Origin of the sequence: Paenibacillus sp. OK003 (assembly GCF_900109515.1) — a bacterium.
GTDB lineage: Bacteria > Bacillota > Bacilli > Paenibacillales > Paenibacillaceae > Paenibacillus > Paenibacillus marchantiae.
Genome location: NZ_FOBD01000003.1, coordinates 485982 through 501201, shown reverse-complemented (window position 1 = coordinate 501201; position 15220 = coordinate 485982). Strand labels below are relative to the sequence as shown.

General features: G+C 43.2%; 18 protein-coding genes and 1 riboswitch. Of the genes, 9 read left to right on the top strand and 9 right to left on the bottom strand.

What is annotated here, in order from left to right; translation table 11 throughout:
- From BMW94_RS31250 to BMW94_RS07005, 4 genes are all read right to left on the bottom strand, one after another.
- The coding region (locus tag BMW94_RS31250) for an HTH domain-containing protein (protein WP_368086900.1) at positions 1-132 on the bottom strand (132 nt) is incomplete at its 3' end.
- Between the two features lie 141 nt (positions 133-273).
- Positions 274-1086 (bottom strand): undecaprenyl-diphosphate phosphatase, encoded by an 813-nt coding sequence (locus BMW94_RS07015; RefSeq protein WP_090996242.1) that lies wholly within the window; start codon positions 1084-1086, stop codon positions 274-276.
- Positions 1087-1102: 16 nt separating this feature from the next.
- Complete coding sequence (locus tag BMW94_RS07010) at positions 1103-1867, bottom strand: DUF817 domain-containing protein (protein ID WP_090996239.1); 765 nt, start codon at positions 1865-1867, stop codon at positions 1103-1105.
- A gap of 166 nt (positions 1868-2033) precedes the next feature.
- A complete protein-coding gene (locus BMW94_RS07005) occupies positions 2034-2885 on the bottom strand; it encodes a bifunctional 5,10-methylenetetrahydrofolate dehydrogenase/5,10-methenyltetrahydrofolate cyclohydrolase (RefSeq protein ID WP_090996236.1) in 852 nt (283 codons plus the stop codon).
- 51 nt (positions 2886-2936) lie between these two features.
- Positions 2937-3018: riboswitch (ZMP/ZTP riboswitch) on the bottom strand.
- A 241-nt stretch (positions 3019-3259) separates the two neighbouring features.
- Here BMW94_RS07005 and BMW94_RS07000 point away from each other — a divergent pair.
- From BMW94_RS07000 to BMW94_RS06990, 3 genes are read left to right on the top strand one after another with little or no spacing between them, the layout of a single operon-like run.
- The gene (locus BMW94_RS07000) at positions 3260-3742 is read left to right on the top strand and encodes a MarR family transcriptional regulator (RefSeq protein ID WP_090996233.1); all 483 of its coding nucleotides are present in this window, start codon (positions 3260-3262) and stop codon (positions 3740-3742) included.
- A gap of 20 nt (positions 3743-3762) precedes the next feature.
- Positions 3763-4338 carry a nitroreductase family protein gene (locus BMW94_RS06995; RefSeq protein WP_090996230.1) on the top strand — a complete coding sequence of 192 codons (576 nt, stop codon included), beginning with the start codon at positions 3763-3765 and terminating at the stop codon, positions 4336-4338.
- A gap of 17 nt (positions 4339-4355) precedes the next feature.
- Positions 4356-4841, top strand: a complete 486-nt coding sequence (locus BMW94_RS06990) for a nitroreductase family protein (RefSeq protein ID WP_090996226.1) — start codon at positions 4356-4358, stop codon at positions 4839-4841.
- 169 nt (positions 4842-5010) lie between these two features.
- On the opposite strand, the gene BMW94_RS06985 is transcribed toward BMW94_RS06990, so the two are convergent.
- From BMW94_RS06985 to BMW94_RS06975, 3 genes are all read right to left on the bottom strand, one after another.
- The gene (locus BMW94_RS06985; RefSeq protein ID WP_090996221.1) at positions 5011-6273 is read right to left on the bottom strand and encodes an MFS transporter; all 1263 of its coding nucleotides are present in this window, start codon (positions 6271-6273) and stop codon (positions 5011-5013) included.
- A 36-nt stretch (positions 6274-6309) separates the two neighbouring features.
- Positions 6310-7218, bottom strand: a complete 909-nt coding sequence (locus BMW94_RS06980; protein ID WP_090996218.1) for an ArsR/SmtB family transcription factor — start codon at positions 7216-7218, stop codon at positions 6310-6312.
- A 244-nt stretch (positions 7219-7462) separates the two neighbouring features.
- On the bottom strand, positions 7463-8125 hold the full coding sequence (locus tag BMW94_RS06975) for an MBL fold metallo-hydrolase (protein WP_090996215.1): 663 nt from the start codon (positions 8123-8125) through the stop codon (positions 7463-7465).
- A gap of 213 nt (positions 8126-8338) precedes the next feature.
- Here BMW94_RS06975 and BMW94_RS06970 point away from each other — a divergent pair, with 213 nt between their 5' ends.
- The 4 genes from BMW94_RS06970 to BMW94_RS06950 all read left to right on the top strand — a co-directional run bounded on the left by BMW94_RS06970 (position 8339) and on the right by BMW94_RS06950 (position 12139).
- Positions 8339-9253 (top strand): hypothetical protein, encoded by a 915-nt coding sequence (locus BMW94_RS06970; RefSeq protein WP_090996212.1) that lies wholly within the window; start codon positions 8339-8341, stop codon positions 9251-9253.
- Between the two features lie 293 nt (positions 9254-9546).
- Complete coding sequence (locus BMW94_RS06965; protein ID WP_090996209.1) at positions 9547-10179, top strand: glycoside hydrolase family 11 protein; 633 nt, start codon at positions 9547-9549, stop codon at positions 10177-10179.
- Between the two features lie 202 nt (positions 10180-10381).
- Positions 10382-11224 carry a formylglycine-generating enzyme family protein gene (locus tag BMW94_RS06960; RefSeq protein ID WP_090996206.1) on the top strand — a complete coding sequence of 281 codons (843 nt, stop codon included), beginning with the start codon at positions 10382-10384 and terminating at the stop codon, positions 11222-11224.
- Positions 11225-11683: 459 nt separating this feature from the next.
- Positions 11684-12139, top strand: a complete 456-nt coding sequence (locus tag BMW94_RS06950; protein WP_368086896.1) for a hypothetical protein — start codon at positions 11684-11686, stop codon at positions 12137-12139.
- A 69-nt stretch (positions 12140-12208) separates the two neighbouring features.
- On the opposite strand, the gene BMW94_RS06945 is transcribed toward BMW94_RS06950, so the two are convergent.
- Together BMW94_RS06945 and BMW94_RS06940 are read right to left on the bottom strand one after the other, a co-directional pair.
- Complete coding sequence (locus BMW94_RS06945) at positions 12209-13060, bottom strand: aldo/keto reductase (RefSeq protein ID WP_090996201.1); 852 nt, start codon at positions 13058-13060, stop codon at positions 12209-12211.
- 223 nt (positions 13061-13283) lie between these two features.
- Positions 13284-13589, bottom strand: a complete 306-nt coding sequence (locus BMW94_RS06940; protein ID WP_175480605.1) for a phosphoheptose isomerase family protein — start codon at positions 13587-13589, stop codon at positions 13284-13286.
- 77 nt (positions 13590-13666) lie between these two features.
- Between BMW94_RS06940 and BMW94_RS06935 the strand changes: the two genes are divergently transcribed.
- Together BMW94_RS06935 and BMW94_RS06930 are read left to right on the top strand one after the other, a co-directional pair.
- Positions 13667-14242, top strand: coding sequence for a family 4 glycosyl hydrolase (locus BMW94_RS06935; RefSeq protein ID WP_254790142.1), 576 nt, complete (start codon positions 13667-13669; stop codon positions 14240-14242).
- On the top strand, positions 14242-15195 hold the full coding sequence (locus tag BMW94_RS06930; RefSeq protein ID WP_170867791.1) for a carbohydrate kinase family protein: 954 nt from the start codon (positions 14242-14244) through the stop codon (positions 15193-15195). Before BMW94_RS06935 ends, BMW94_RS06930 begins: the two co-directional genes overlap by 1 nt.
- The last annotated feature ends 25 nt before the right edge of the window (positions 15196-15220 follow it).

Genomic DNA, 15220 nt, shown 5'->3' with positions numbered 1-15220 from the left:
CTGACTGTATTCTTGAATAAATCGTTCTTTAAACGCATCCGTGTACGTAATAGCTTTAGCGCTGACATTTTTCACATAGGGATTTCTTCTTAACTTATCTTGCTCTTGAGTTGTAAAGTATTTTTTTGACATCTGCTTGACCACCGCTCGTTTTTTTATTCATTGTACACAAAAATACCCTACAAGATGACCTTTTTTAAAGTGTCTATCTTATAGGGTACATTTTACTGTTGAGGGGGTTGTTCCCTTATACGTTACAAGGAAAATTCCGGTTTACAAAAAAATAAGTAAAAGAATTCCGACTACAAAGCAATAGTACGAGAAGTAAATCAAGTTCCCTCTTGCCATAATTCCCATGAACCATCTCATTGAAAAGTAGGTTACGATAAGGGTCGTAAAGAACGCTAAAATGTAAGGGATAGCCAACTGCGCGCGGTGCGGATCGGTTACAATGTCAGAAGCACCTAGTATTACGCCGCCGATGCTAATCGGAATGTAGAGCATAAAGGAAAATTTCAACGCCGTTTCTTGTTTCATCCCGACAGCAATAGATGCAATGACTGTTGCACCAGAGCGGCTTATTCCCGGAATAAGAGCCACTGCTTGAGCCAGACCCACCAGTACTGCGTCTTTCGCAGACAAATCCCCATCTCTTTTGCGCCCGCGAAGGTTTCGAATAAGCCACAGCGCAACCCCTGTGATCAGTAAACTAATCGCAACCGTATAGACAGAAGTGAATATTTCTTCAATTTTATCCTTGAATAGCACAGCCCCGATCGCAGCAGGCAGGGTACCAATGATTATGTATAGACAAAACATAAAATCTGCTCTGTACTCCGCATTGCGAGAGACTAGAAATCGCCAGCCTCCTACAATAAGTTTTTTGATATCTTCCCGAAAAATAAACATAATGGCAATCAGTGAGGCTGTGTTTGTCAAAATTTCAAAGGATAATCCGTTCTGCTGCATGCCAAGCAGTCGTTGAACGATAATCAAATGTCCGCTTGAAGAAACCGGAATAGGCTCTGTAGCCCCTTGTACGATACCTAATAACACATATTTCAACCACAAAATAAAGTCTTCCATTGTATCCTCCTACTCATTATTTTCGATTAGCTTTGACATATTTCAGTTGGGATACAATGATGACACTAATAATCACCAAAAGGAACCACGAACTTATCTTGCTAAAACTGACCAGTTGCCAGGAGTCATGCTGGTCAGGGTATTTCCAGCCGTTAAAAAATGTAGCTATATTTTCAGCAGTCCAGATGAAAAAACCTACGATGACAAAAGCGAGCGTTAACGGCATTCGATAGGTAGTTAATCGTACCCGATAGATAATCCATGTTTTACGAAAAACAATAAATACCAGAGCGGTCAACCACCAACGAAAATCGGGAATAAAATGATGTGTGAAAAAGTTGATATAGATGGCTCCTCCTAACAGAACCGAAGATGCAAACCCAGGCCAACCCGTCATGTCCATACGCAATCTGCGCCATATTTGACACATAAAGCTTGCTACACTTGCATACATAAATCCGCTATAGAGGGGGACACCAAAAAGCTTGGTATAACCAGGCTCAGGGTATGACCAGGATCCCATCCATACCTTATACATCTCCAGTACTAATCCAATCACGTGAAATATACATATGACTTTGATTTCATCACGTGTTTCCAATCCACTCCGGTACATAAGGTATTGTACTGCTAGTAAAACAAGCAGAATGGCATCATAGCGATAAAGAAAGGGTATCTGAATTACGCTAGAAAGGGCCAACGTTCCAAAGATCGCCACAGGAAAAATGCAACTCATCGCCTGATGATAACCGAAATGCAGGAGCTGTACTAAAGGTTTCAAGTTATGCTTATCTCCTTCCTAAGCCTTGTTCATAATAATATAGATATGGTCTGTTTGTAAAAAGAGAAAAAAAGCGATATATATTTTCTTATTTTCAATTCGAGCTTAATCAAAGACAAACCAGGCCCCTCATCACTGGAGGGACCTGGTTTTTGCGCTAATTCAATTATGCATTTTCAGACAACTTGTAGGCAGATTTAATCGTATGTTCGATGAGCGTCGCAATCGTTACTGGACCAACCCCGCCTGGTACAGGTGTAATTGCTGAAGAAGGAACAAAGCAAGCTTCGTAGTCTACATCTCCGACATTGCCTTTGTTATAACCTGCGTCAATAACGACAGCACCTGGTTTAATCCAGTCCCCTTTAACAAAGAGCGGTTTGCCCACGGCTGCAATAATGATATCACCAAGCTTCACGATTTCTTCCAGATTCACGGTTTTAGAGTGGCAAGTCGTCACCGTTGCATTCCGGTTGAGCAGCATGGCTGAGACAGGTTTGCCCAGAATTGGACTTCTTCCGATGACAACTGCATGTTTGCCCTCGATCTGAATATTGTAGAAATCCAGAATACGCATAATAGCCTGTGGTGTACAGGAAGGGAATTCGGCTTCTCCAAAAGCATTAAGTGCAAAACCGAGGGTCGTTACACCGTCAACGTCTTTCTCGATACTAATGGCGTCAAAAGCTGCTCTTTCATCGATATGATTCGGAACAGGGTGCTGAAGCAAAATACCGTGTACGGAAGGGTCATCATTTAGCTTGTTAATTTCTTGAATCAATTCGTCCGTGGTGGTATCCGCAGAAAGAACGACCTTAATGGATTGCACGCCTAAGCGAGCACAAGCATTTCCTTTCATACGCACATAAGTCTCTGAAGAAGGATCATCTCCGACGAGAATTGTAGCGAGACAAGGCTGAATGCCTTTTTCCTTCAGAATGGCAACCTTCGAGGCCATGTCTTCCTTCATAAAATCCGCTACCGTTTGTCCATTCAAGATCAGTTTGTCAGTACTCATTTTCACATCGCCCTTTCAACATAAAAAAGAGGCAAGGAAATAAATATTCCTTACCTCTGCCCAGGCGTACGGCTTATTACTAAACCATATGCTCCCTCACGGTTCACCGTGTTCGCCAGTTACATATGATCGTTTAAATTGTTTAGATTGATAGTACTTGAAAAAGCAAAATTGTTCAATAGTTAATGGATTTCACTTTGATTTGTATACGGTATTAGTTTTCCGGGTAGCCACCATCTTAGTCATATAGTTGATAACGGTTATCAGTTGTGATATATTGTTAACCGGTAAACTATTTTGTATTGAATTCCTGGATTAGTTTAATCATTTAAGGTTTTTTTATTGTTTACAAGTAAATAAGGAGCGATTGAAGAATGGATTCAAACGATCGAACAAAACAGTTACTGTATGACCAATTTATCCGGTTTTTACATGTATATGAGAATCACAAGGATACTGAAATTGAACATTTTCTAAGTATCGCCCAGCGGGAAAGCATCGAGAAAATCCCGCAGCATTTGACCGCGGTTCATATGATAGATTGCATTGGCAAGCATGAGCCTATTAACAACACAGGTATTGCCGAGGCGATGAATTTGTCCAAAGCGAGTATTACCAAGATCGGCAACAAACTGCTGGAGGAAGGATTCGTCAAACGTACGAAAATGAATGACAACAAAAAGGAGAGCTATTTCCGGTTGTCACCGCAAGGCAAAAAGATCTTTGAACTACATGAACGTTTACATGTACTTGAGGCTGAACGGTTCTATCGTTCTTTGGACAAATATTCGGAACCGGAGCTGAAAATAATACATCGATTTCTTCAAGACAGCAGCATGGATATGGAATCCAGATAAACTGAAGGAGAGTGAAACACTTGAGTCTGGCAGAATTGATCAGGGAACGGAGAAGTATTCGTAAATGTAATTCTACACCGGTGGAACAGGAGTTGGTTGTTGAATTGCTGCACAAGGCTACACGGCTTCAACCATCTGTTGAAGCTGGCTCATGGCGTGTTGTTTATGCCGGAACTCCCGAAGCACGCAAACGGTTGGTGGACTGCATGCTGGAAGAGATGTCGCAGAGCAAACTCGGCAAGTTGATTCCGGGAAAACTGCTGGATGTGTTTAAAAAGAGGTTTACCGATATTCCTGCTCATGTCATTGTTATGTCGACTGTAGGACCGGATCGTCTGACCAATGACCGCAATTATGCGGCTGCCTGCGGGATGATGCAGAGCTTCCAACTGCTGGGATGGGAACAAGGGTTAGGAATGCTGTGGGATACAGAGTCCATGATTCAGCATGAAGGATTTTTCAAAGGAATTGGACTGCGTGAGGATGAAAGATTTGTTGGCATTCTTCATATGGGATACTACGACAAAGCGCCAAGAAGCCGGAAAAGAACACCAGCTGAGCAAAAGTGGACTGTATTTCAGGGTCAGACTACGTAGAAGGGGAGGATGTAAATATGGAATTGTCCGATCTGCAAGGGGGCATACACAGTCCAAAAGATTTTTTGGATCGACCGGTGTCGCAGGAGCTAATTCTCGAATTGCTCAATCACGCCGTCTGGGCGCCAAATGATGGACTCCGTGAGCCGTGGCGATTTATTTTTGCCGATAACCGTAATGGGAAACTCATGCAGGGATTGCAGGAGTACGCTCCAGCCTATCTTCTTGTCCTGGTGAAGGAAGAGGCGGATCATCATAAACGGGAAGAGGACTTTGCAGCCGTCTGCTGTCTGATCCAAAATTTCCGTTTGCTTGCCCATGAACAGGGCCTGGGTGTGCGCAGTACGTTGCATGACTGGATGTACGACCGGAGTCGTGCTGAAACGTTTGGCGTGCTGGGCAACGAGCGCATTGCTGCGGTTCTGGAATTGGGATATGGCACTGAACAGCCCGAAGGGAAAGCTGAGATAACTGAACCTCAGCTTCAGTTCGAACTGTTGTAGCGGGGCAAGGTGCAATGGAGAATTCAATTGAATGAGGAATGACAAAACCTTGAAAGGGATTGTCGTTCTTTTTTTATGGGGTGTGTATCCGATTTGTAATTTACAAGTTAGCTAGAACGGATTCACACGACTAATCGAGAGATTCATCTATTTTATAAGAATGATATTCTTATAATGTTTTAATATCCTTGTTATACGAACTTAATTGTGTTCTATTCCGTAAAGTAGATAAATCACCATCTAAATTCTTCAGGTTGGGAAGGAAAGATGCGGCGACCGAACAAAGCAAGGGGAGCAGACCCAAAGACAAGAATAAGAAAGGCAGACCATAGAGTTCTGCAACCGCTGCACCTGCAAAAGCACCTACAGGCTGTAGTCCGCCACCAATGAGGAACCGTATGGAGTTGACTCGGCCTTGAAGAGCTCCAGGGACAAGTGTACCATGCAAAGCTGAACTGAGAGAACCAAAGAAAGGTCCTGCTGCACCAGCGGCACATAAGGCAACGAGCGCAAACGGATAACTCGGGAATAGGCCCAGTAAGGCGTTAAAAAGCCCGATGGCGGCTAGGCTGCACAGCATAACTGTCCGTCGTCTTTTAATTTCGCCCATCCACGAGATGACCAAAAGTCCTATTAATGTGCCACATGCTGAAGCCGTGGTGAGTGTACCCATAGCAGCGGCATCCCGATTTAACACTTCACGAACAAAAGGAATCATCATCGTCCAGATCGCTACAGAAGACATGTTGCTGATCGAAACCATTCCCATAATCGAAAGCATGGCCGGAAAACTACGATAAAAGGAGAAACCTTCATGGATATCTCTGAAATAAGCCTTAATTGACAAGGAGGACTTAGCTGCTACTGGCTTCTGCATTGCGGGCAGATAGAGCAACGTGACAATGGCGGCGGTGTAACAAACGGCGTTGATGCCCAGCGTTGGCAATGCCCCAGCTACGGCAGTAAGAGCTCCGGCTAAGGCTGGGCCCAACAAAGCAGCTGCATTACGGCAGCCGTCGATCACCGCGAATGAACGCACCAGTTTGTGTTCATCTGATACTCCGGGAATAATGGCCATTGCGGTGGGCATGAATAGGGCAGAACATGCCCCGCTTAGTCCTGCGGCCAGAAAAAGATGCCATAATTGCAAGTCGCCTGCGAGTCCCAGACTCAGCGGTAATAAGAGAGCAAGCAACCTAACAGAAGCAAGCACTGCCATGAACCGCCCTCGGTGTAACCGATCGGCTAACGGCGAGCCGAGCAACCGAATGGCCACTTCTGGAATGCTAAAGCTTAGTGCCATCGCACCCATGGCCATCTTAGATGCAGTTATTTCATAGACAAGCCATTCCATAGCCAGAAGACCAAATACGTCACCAAATGAACTCAGAGTGACAGTCGCTAGTAAACCATAATAACTGCGCTTAAGCATGAGTGTTCCTCCGTGTGCGTAGGTTAAAGGGCATGATCATCCTTCTTCAATATAAGCTGAAATCTGTTCCGAAAGCTTGTTGAGAGCTTCTAAACGCAAGCTGTAAGAGGTCGTTTTCTGGTTATAATGCACGATGACAAGCCCCGCTGCCCTTAATGAAATCAGATGGTAGTGAACCGTACTTTTAGAAAGTTTAACCTCGCTAACGATCTCAGTGAATGTTAACTGCTTTCCGGCCAACAGGCGGAGGATGTATAATCTGGTCTCGTCGGACAATGCTCGTGTTAGACGCAACAACCGATGTTCAGGCCGGCCCGTTGCTGGTGGGAGAATATCGGCAGAGTAACTGGTGAAAATCACTTCATCAAACATGGCTGAGGTGACAAAGGGACGAGCATGATATTGAGGGATTAGAATCACTTGTTTGAGCAGAGGGGTAGGGTATAGACGCATACCTTCCGTTGCCTCCTCGTAGACCTCAAGATCATTGGTTCCGTTTAGACTGGACCGTCTGGTTTCAGCTTCTAAGGCAAGGCCTTCGATAATCGCCGAATCGATTTGACTGAAATAGTGGGCATCCCATTCACGCAGTGCTTCGGATGTCCGACTGCGCAGTTCCGGGAGATTGGAGGGAACGGACAACTTCACGTTAGCAGCGATGTCATATAGCTGGCCTGTGGTTAGGTCTTCAAGCCAATCCAAAAAACCACTCACTGAGCGCTCTCCAGGACAACTCCAAATATAAGGTGCAAGGCTAAAATCGCCTACAAGTTTCATCGTCTCCCGCATTTGTTGCAGTTTGGCAGGTGCGAACCGATCTTGTACTTCTCTGACCCATAGTTTTCCAGCATCCAGAGCATTATGATTCTGTTTGCTCATGAAAACCGTCAGGCTGCTTACACATTCATAAATGGGCGCGAAATCAACTTCCACTTTGTAGTTCATAGCTCCAATTTCTCCTCGTCTTTATTGTTCTATATTTATAGAACAACTAATTTGTTTTATTGTATACGAACAATTATGGGTTTGCAACAAAAATGTCCAATGATGTACTTATTCTCTTCAACAAAAAAAGACGTTCCACGGGTGGCGAGCACCTGAAGAATCGTCTTTATGATTTATACTGACAGCAAAATGAGCAGTCCGGTTTTAAATAGCCGATTAATACTCTCCAAAGTATATTGGAAATTTAATCTTGGTTGAGTGCTGCTATCTGATCTTTCACATTTACATTACTCAATCCTCCGTGGTAACAAACGACAGATGTAATGTCAAAATCAGCATACTTTTTCAACGAGAGCTTTGCTGCATTCATATCCGGTGTAGTCGGGGCGTGAATTCCCCCAAGCATACCGACTACACTGTACATGGAGTCCCCGGCAATGAGCGTTTTACTTTCCTTCAAATAAAGACTGATATGACCGGGTGTATGCCCAGGCGTGTGAATAACGCGAATCCCGCCGCAAAACGGCAGTTCCTGACCATCTATTAAAGTATGGTTTACGGTGCCCTTCGGGGGATTCTCCAGGTGACCATCTTTTATCAGAGGCAGTTCCCCTTGGATGTACGGCTTATCCAACTCGTGTGCATATACATTAATAGCTTTGCCACACGTCTGTAAAATCTCCGGTAGATTCCCTATATGATCGACATCCTGATGGGTCAACATAACTGCATTTAATTGGTCTATTGAAACGCCAGCCTTCTCCATTGCCACACGTAAATCCTCAAATTGACCTGGAAAACCAGTGTCTATTAGAATAGTCATTTCATGATCCTTTAAAAGAATGGGGTGGATCACATTCCCATGATAGTCCAGATGGAGCATTTCGACTCCCTTTGAAATTTCCATAATAAGTCCTCCGTAGAATGAAATTTATAAATAAAGTATCTCTCTGTAAACGAATCAAGTCCGTAAAAAGATACGGGGTAGAAACGGGTAAGGGGAGATCATTTAGCTTGCACAGCTACAATATTTGAGCAAAAAACTGAATTCAAAATGGTAAACTTTTATTATTGAGTAAATACACAGATGGTATAGAAATGTTGGAGGTGCAAGTTCATATTGAAGAAATTATTCTTGGCAACACTATTATTCTTAACGAGTTACGTATTATTCTCATCAAATTCAACGGAAGCTTCAACAGCAGTTAAAACCGCTGTACATACCTATAAAGGTCAACCGTATGTTCAAATTAGTGGTGGAAATGCAATAGTTATAAAAAAAATAAATGATACTTTAAAGGAACATACAGTAGAAGTAGCTAATGGCAATAAGGCACTCCAACAGAATAATAGTGTAGCTTGGTACAAAACGAGCGTGAAAACTAACTACAATAATAATAAAATATTATCTGTAGCTTACACAGATGGACTCAATTACAGCGATGATAATATAGGAACATATGTATCCATTATTTATAATTTTGATCTTGCAACAGGTGACCGAATTACATTATACGATGTAGTAGATTCTGATCAAAAAAAGGCCAATCTTGTGTCTATTTTATCTCATAACCTTCAGCTCAAGTATAATAAGGGAATTACAATTTATGAGAAGAGTATATATGATATTCCAATAAACTCTTCCACACCATTTTATTACTACGATAATGGTATAATTGTTCGATTTTATCCCTCTCAAGTTGCAGAATTGTCAGAGGGATTCATAGATATAAAGGTTCCATTCTCACAGCTAAATGAAGAAATAAATAGATTGGACCCTCTTATTACTTATTTAGATTATCTCCAAAACAATGTGACTGATTATGTTGATACTGAGATCGAATATTTTAATGGATACAGTATAAGGAATAGTTATCAACTCTTAAATGGTGAAGTATGGAAGCAAGTTGAGCCAAATTTTTTTAGCCTTCAATCCTATTCGTTGTATCCGAAAGTACGCATATATAAAGATAAAACACGCTATTATATGTGGGTTGAGGGTACAGATTACGTAGTAGAGGTTGAAAGGTATTAGATAATTTCTAAGCATAGCATTTATTTTCTCAGCCGCCCTTCTGGGCGGCTTTTTACATATTTGTTTTCTTGTAGGTACAAGTCGATTTTTAGAAGGAAAGCAGACATAAATCTAAACTTATTAGAGATTAATCTATAGTTTGTCAGGTTTTTATGTAACCGCTATCATTCTATAATTTAGTCAGAAAGGAGGTTAAAGGAAAAAAAGTGTCAATTGTTAAGAGAACTTCAACCGAGAATGAGACAGACGAAAGTAGAAGATCGGACAAATACAATCATATTGGGAGGTATAATATGTTAAAATTTGGTAAAAAAATGTTGACGGTCGTTTTGGCAGCTTCCATGAGTTTTGGGGTCTTTGCGGCAACCTCAAGTGCGACAGATTATTGGCAAAATTGGACGGATGGCGGCGGCACAGTAAATGCCGTGAATGGTTCGGGCGGTAATTATAGTGTAACATGGCAGAATGTTGGAAACTTTGTTACTGGCAAAGGCTGGACTGTCGGATCTCCTAACCGAACAGTTAATTATAATGCGGGGTTATGGGCACCATCCGGGAATGGATATTTGACCCTCTATGGATGGACGAGAAATGCACTTATCGAATATTACGTTGTAGATAACTGGGGAACATATCGACCAACTGGAACGTATAAAGGGACTGTGAACAGTGATGGCGGCACGTATGACATTTATACAACGATGCGCTATAATGCTCCATCCATTGATGGCACTCAAACGTTCGCTCAGTACTGGAGTGTAAGACAGTCCAAGAGAGCGACTGGAGTTAACTCTGCTATTACGTTCAGCAACCATGTGAACGCCTGGGCTAGTAAAGGAATGAATCTGGGAAGCAGCTGGTCTTATCAAGTATTTGCGACAGAAGGATATCAGAGCAGTGGAAGCTCCAACGTAACCGTGTGGTAAACAATCCGTGGCAAGCTATTTTGTCAAAGTAAAACAGTTTCTTATACATTAGGGACAGGCTCAATGCTTTTCCTCAGTTTTACCATTAGTCCGGATATGTTGAAGGCCGTTTCAGTCAGACAAACGGTCTTTGACGTTGCCGGATACGAATGACATGTATCAGAGCCAATTATTTTCCCATTAGCTTAAAGGAGATTATTCAATGAGAAAGCTATTAATGCTTTTTTTAATAGCAATAACGGTAGTGACCAGCGCTTGTTCGCAGCAGGATCAACCTAAAAAAGAGGATAATCTTGTATTCGTGGAAGGCGGGACGTTTAAGAGCAGCAAGTCATATTACGCTGGAAAAGGTGTGACCTTTCAGAACTTTTATATCGGGAAATATGAGGTAAGTCAAAAAGAGTGGGAAGATGTTATGGGAAATAACCCCTCCGGCTTCAAAGGAGATCAATTACCAGTAGAAATGGTGAGTTGGTATGACGCGGTAGAGTATTGCAATCAGAGAAGTATAAAAGAGGGCTTGAAGCCGTATTACAACATCGATAAGGATACGCAAGACCTGAATAATAAGAATGATAACGATAATATAAAATGGACAGTGACCATTAATGAGGGAACTAACGGTTACCGACTGCCTACAGAAGCGGAATGGGAATATGCCGCAAGCGGAGGTCAGGAGAGCAAGAATTACACATACAGCGGCAGCAACAACGCCGATGAAGTCGCATGGTATTGGAAGAACGCCGGGGACAAAATCTTAACTGGAGACTGGAACTGGCCTGCCATAGAGAGCAACAAAACCAAAACCAAATCGATTGGTACCCAAAAGCCCAACGAGCTTGGAATCTACGATATGTCTGGCAATGTACGAGAATGGTGCTGGGACTGGTACAGCGATGCTGAGAGCCAAATTTCTTCATTTCGGGTTGTAAAAGGCGGGGGCTGGATCGGCGGTGTTAACAATAACGAGATCGCTTTTCGAGGCAAATTCGATGCAAATGGTTTTGGTCCGGATCAGGGTTTACGTGTTGTGCGCGGAGAATAGTCGAAACGTTGTAAAGTAGCCAAATCGTTTAAGACGGCCTCATATGCTGCAAAGTAGGTCGTTGAACATATAGAGATGCCCACGCTAATGTAGATTAGCCAGGGCATCTCTTTTTTTTGAAATGCTTGTATTTCCTTCTCATGCACAGGATAAACGTATTGTATGGGGAAACGCAATAGATGTAGAGTCTCTCATTGGCGCATATTCACAGGATTCGATTAGAGTAGGCGAGAATAAGGCTTTGGATTGGAAATTGCCCTTTGCCAATTGGGAACAAGTACCGTTTGAAGGCTATGAACATAACATACGCAATTCAAAGGATTACGTTTTCTGGAAGCCTGCTTTGAAGTTATGGCCTGTGATCCGGGGTGCTTTTGTAAGACACCATTGGTCATTCACCTACATACATTATCTCAGGACAAATGACTATTGAAGTCAATCATGGAGGTAATTAATCTAATGTCAATTAATCATCATTCGAATACAACACATCCTTATTGGATCGAGAATGTGGGCGGGAGAGAAAGTGAAGCGATGACTCCTCATCCTGTAGTTGTGGAGGTTAGACAAGTTGCATCCAATCAGATTGTAGTGACGTATGATCAGCCAGCGGATTTAGCATCAGCAACCAACATATCGAACTATTGGATAAGAAGTAACATGGCTAGTCCATCGGATATAGCCAGTGTAGGAATGGGAGAAGCCATTACGAAAGATAATTCGATTCGCGCTGATCGGGGGATGATCGCTCCTATTAATAATTCCAAAACGAGATTTGTTATAACCTTCAACGTTAACGCGACTATGGGAGTACTTTATATTTTGCTTCCATGCTTTGTCAATTTGGAGGGGAGATCCGGATTCACTGGTGGAAATTGGGGACCATTCAGCAGAAATATGTTTATTGGGTTGTAGTAAACTGTTCAATAGGGCATGAACACAAAAAGTCGCCAGAAATGGCGACTTTTTTATCGATAGAAAGGGTTAGATTTCAAGTTTACGTGTACCAAGCCACTTCACCATTTCTGGGTCGTTATGAGAAAAGAATAGACTTTTCTTCGTATCTAATGCAGTAATTGATTCCATATCATTTTGGCTTAATTCAAAGTCAAAGATATTGAAGTTCTCAACAATTCTCTCTTTACGAACAGACTTCGGAATGACAACGACTTCTCTTTGTGTCAACCAGCGTAAAACGACCTGAGCAACAGATTTATTCACCTTTTTCGCAATGGATAGCAATACATTATTCTGGAACAGATCATTTCTTCCTTCGGCAAAAGGCGCCCAGGATTGAATCTGAACATGATTCTCTTTCATAAAAGCAGCACTTTCGATTTGTTGATTGAAAGGGTGTGTTTCAACCTGATTTACCGCAGGAACGACCTCATTATGAATGATTAAATCGATCAGACGATCCATCTGGAAGTTGCTAACTCCAATAGCACGGACCTTACCTTCACGATACAATTCCTCCATAGCGCGCCAAGAGCCGTACACATCGCCAAAAGGCTGATGAATTAAATACAGATCCAACACATCCAATTGCAATCGATCCAGAGATTTTTGAAATGCTTTTTTAGTGTTTTCATATCCCGTATCCTGAACCCAAAGCTTTGTAGTAATAAATAATTCTTCTCTTGGGACACCACTTCGTTTAATGGCTCGACCAACGGCTTCTTCGTTCAGATATGAGGCAGCTGTATCAATCAGGCGATATCCTGCCATAATGGCATCGTAAACGCTTTGTTCGCATTCATTTTGATCTGCAATTTGATAAACACCAAAACCCATAATGGGCATCTCCACACCATTGTTAAGTATTACATTTTCCATGTTAAAGCCCTCCTTCTTATAGGTTTATTATGTACCCAATCATACTTCTAGCGTTATATCATTCATATCAAATGTTTGCCTAATTATCTCACAGGACGTATAAAATTGATTTTTGACATTCAAGTAAAAGACTTCTATTCCGCTGAATAGAAGTCTTTGGATCTCCCTCTGAAATTCCCCTTTTCCAACCGTCCAAGCGGATCGAAAGAACTAATCTTTCTTTTTACAGCTTGACCCAAGCCACCAGTCCCTCAGGTTGATCCGGGTTAATACCATGGCGTTCGGCATTAGCCAAAGCAGCGATTTGCGAGATGAAAATGAAAGGAATACCCCGTACCGCTGTATTAAGCGGATGACTAGTTGTGATTTCAAGGTCGATGAACTCCTGCGGGATGCCCATCGCCCGATCGGCAAATGTAATAATGGTGGCTCCACGCTCCTTAATATCCCTCAACAGATTGCGTTGATGCTCAATACCGCTGTCCGACAAGGCAGCAATCACTAAAGTATCCGAACCCACGGTGACCATCGGGCCGTGCCGAACGTCAAGAAGATGGTATAAGGGCGGACCCTTCAACGAAACACGAGTGCTGTCACTGCAAATCTATGAAATCCAGCGGCCATTTCTCGGAATATATCCCGTATTACCGCAAACGCCAATCGCTTATCGACCAGCACTGCAACTCAGGTTATAACGGAGCTACGGGATTCTACGCTGACAACTGGCCGATCTGGCGGAGAGAGAATGATGAGCAGATCGTTTCACAGCTTGAGGGAACGGCACCGCTTGAGCTGAAATCCAGTAATGAATATGCAGCCATTATTATCGAAGCAGTATTGAAGAATGAGCCGAAGGTCATTTATGGTAACGTTCCTAACCGGGGATTGATTGAAAATCTGCAGGCTGATGGTGTGGTGGAAGTGGCCTGTCTCGTTGATGGGAAAGGCATTCAGCCTTGTCGCTTTGGAAGACTGCCCGAGCATTTGGCCGCATTGTGCCGCTCGAACATGGCTTTTTTTGATCTGGCTGTAGAAGCTGTACGGAGGAGTGACAGGGAAATGGCTCGCCATGCACTGATGCTCGATCCACTAACTGCTGCTGTATGCTCCCTGGAGGAGATCGGAAGTATGTTCGATGAACTGTATGAGGCGGAACAGGGATTTGTTCCGGTATTGAAATGATGCAGAGACAACAAACAAGTCCCGTTGTTGTCATTGCTGGCGAGCTAAATGTAGACGTCATTGTATCGGGAACGGATGTCATGCCGGAATGGAATCGGGAGAAAATGGTTGATGGCTTCGAGATTGTACTTGGTTCCTCTTCAGCAATTACGGCCTGTGCGCTGGCAAGCCTGGGAGCGGATGTGAGATTCGTTAGCGTAGTGGGAGATGACGATTTCGGAAAATTCTGTATAGCTGAGCTGCAGCGTATGGGCGTAAATACAGAGCATGTTACCCGATTGTCTGGCATCAAGACAGGTGTAACTCTGTCGCTCTCCACACCCGATGACCGCGGGTTGTTAACTTACGCTGGCAGTATCCCATTGTTAACACCGGATTATATCCCGGAGTCCCTGCTACAGCAGGCCGCACATCTTCATTTTGGTTCCTATTATTTGCAGGATGGAATGAGACCTCATTGGAGAGAGCTCTTTACAAGATTGCGGGCAGATGGAATCAGCACGTCTTTTGATACCGGTTGGGATGTATCCAATCAATGGGACCGCGAGGGCATAAGTGCACTACTGACGGTAACTGATTTGTTTATTCCCAGCGAGGATGAACTGCTGCACATTTTCCCTGCCGCTGGGGTAAGCCATGTGCTTGATTCCATGCTTCCTGGTGTGGCAGGAATTGTAGCGGTCAAACAAGGGTCAAAAGGTGCTACACTACGTCAACTGGACGAAAGTAGAATATCGGCCGGATCTTACACTTTGACACCCGTCGATACGACAGGGGCAGGAGACTGTTTCAACGCAGGCATCATATATGGATACTTGCTTGGGATGCGAAGTGATGAACTGCTGCGATTTGCCAATGCATGTGGAGCATTGTCCACACTTGGCATTGGTGGCACAGGGAGTTTGCCGACAATGGAGGCTGTTCTTCTTTTGCAGGCTGAGCATGAACAATAAATCCTGATTTTAATCTAACACAACC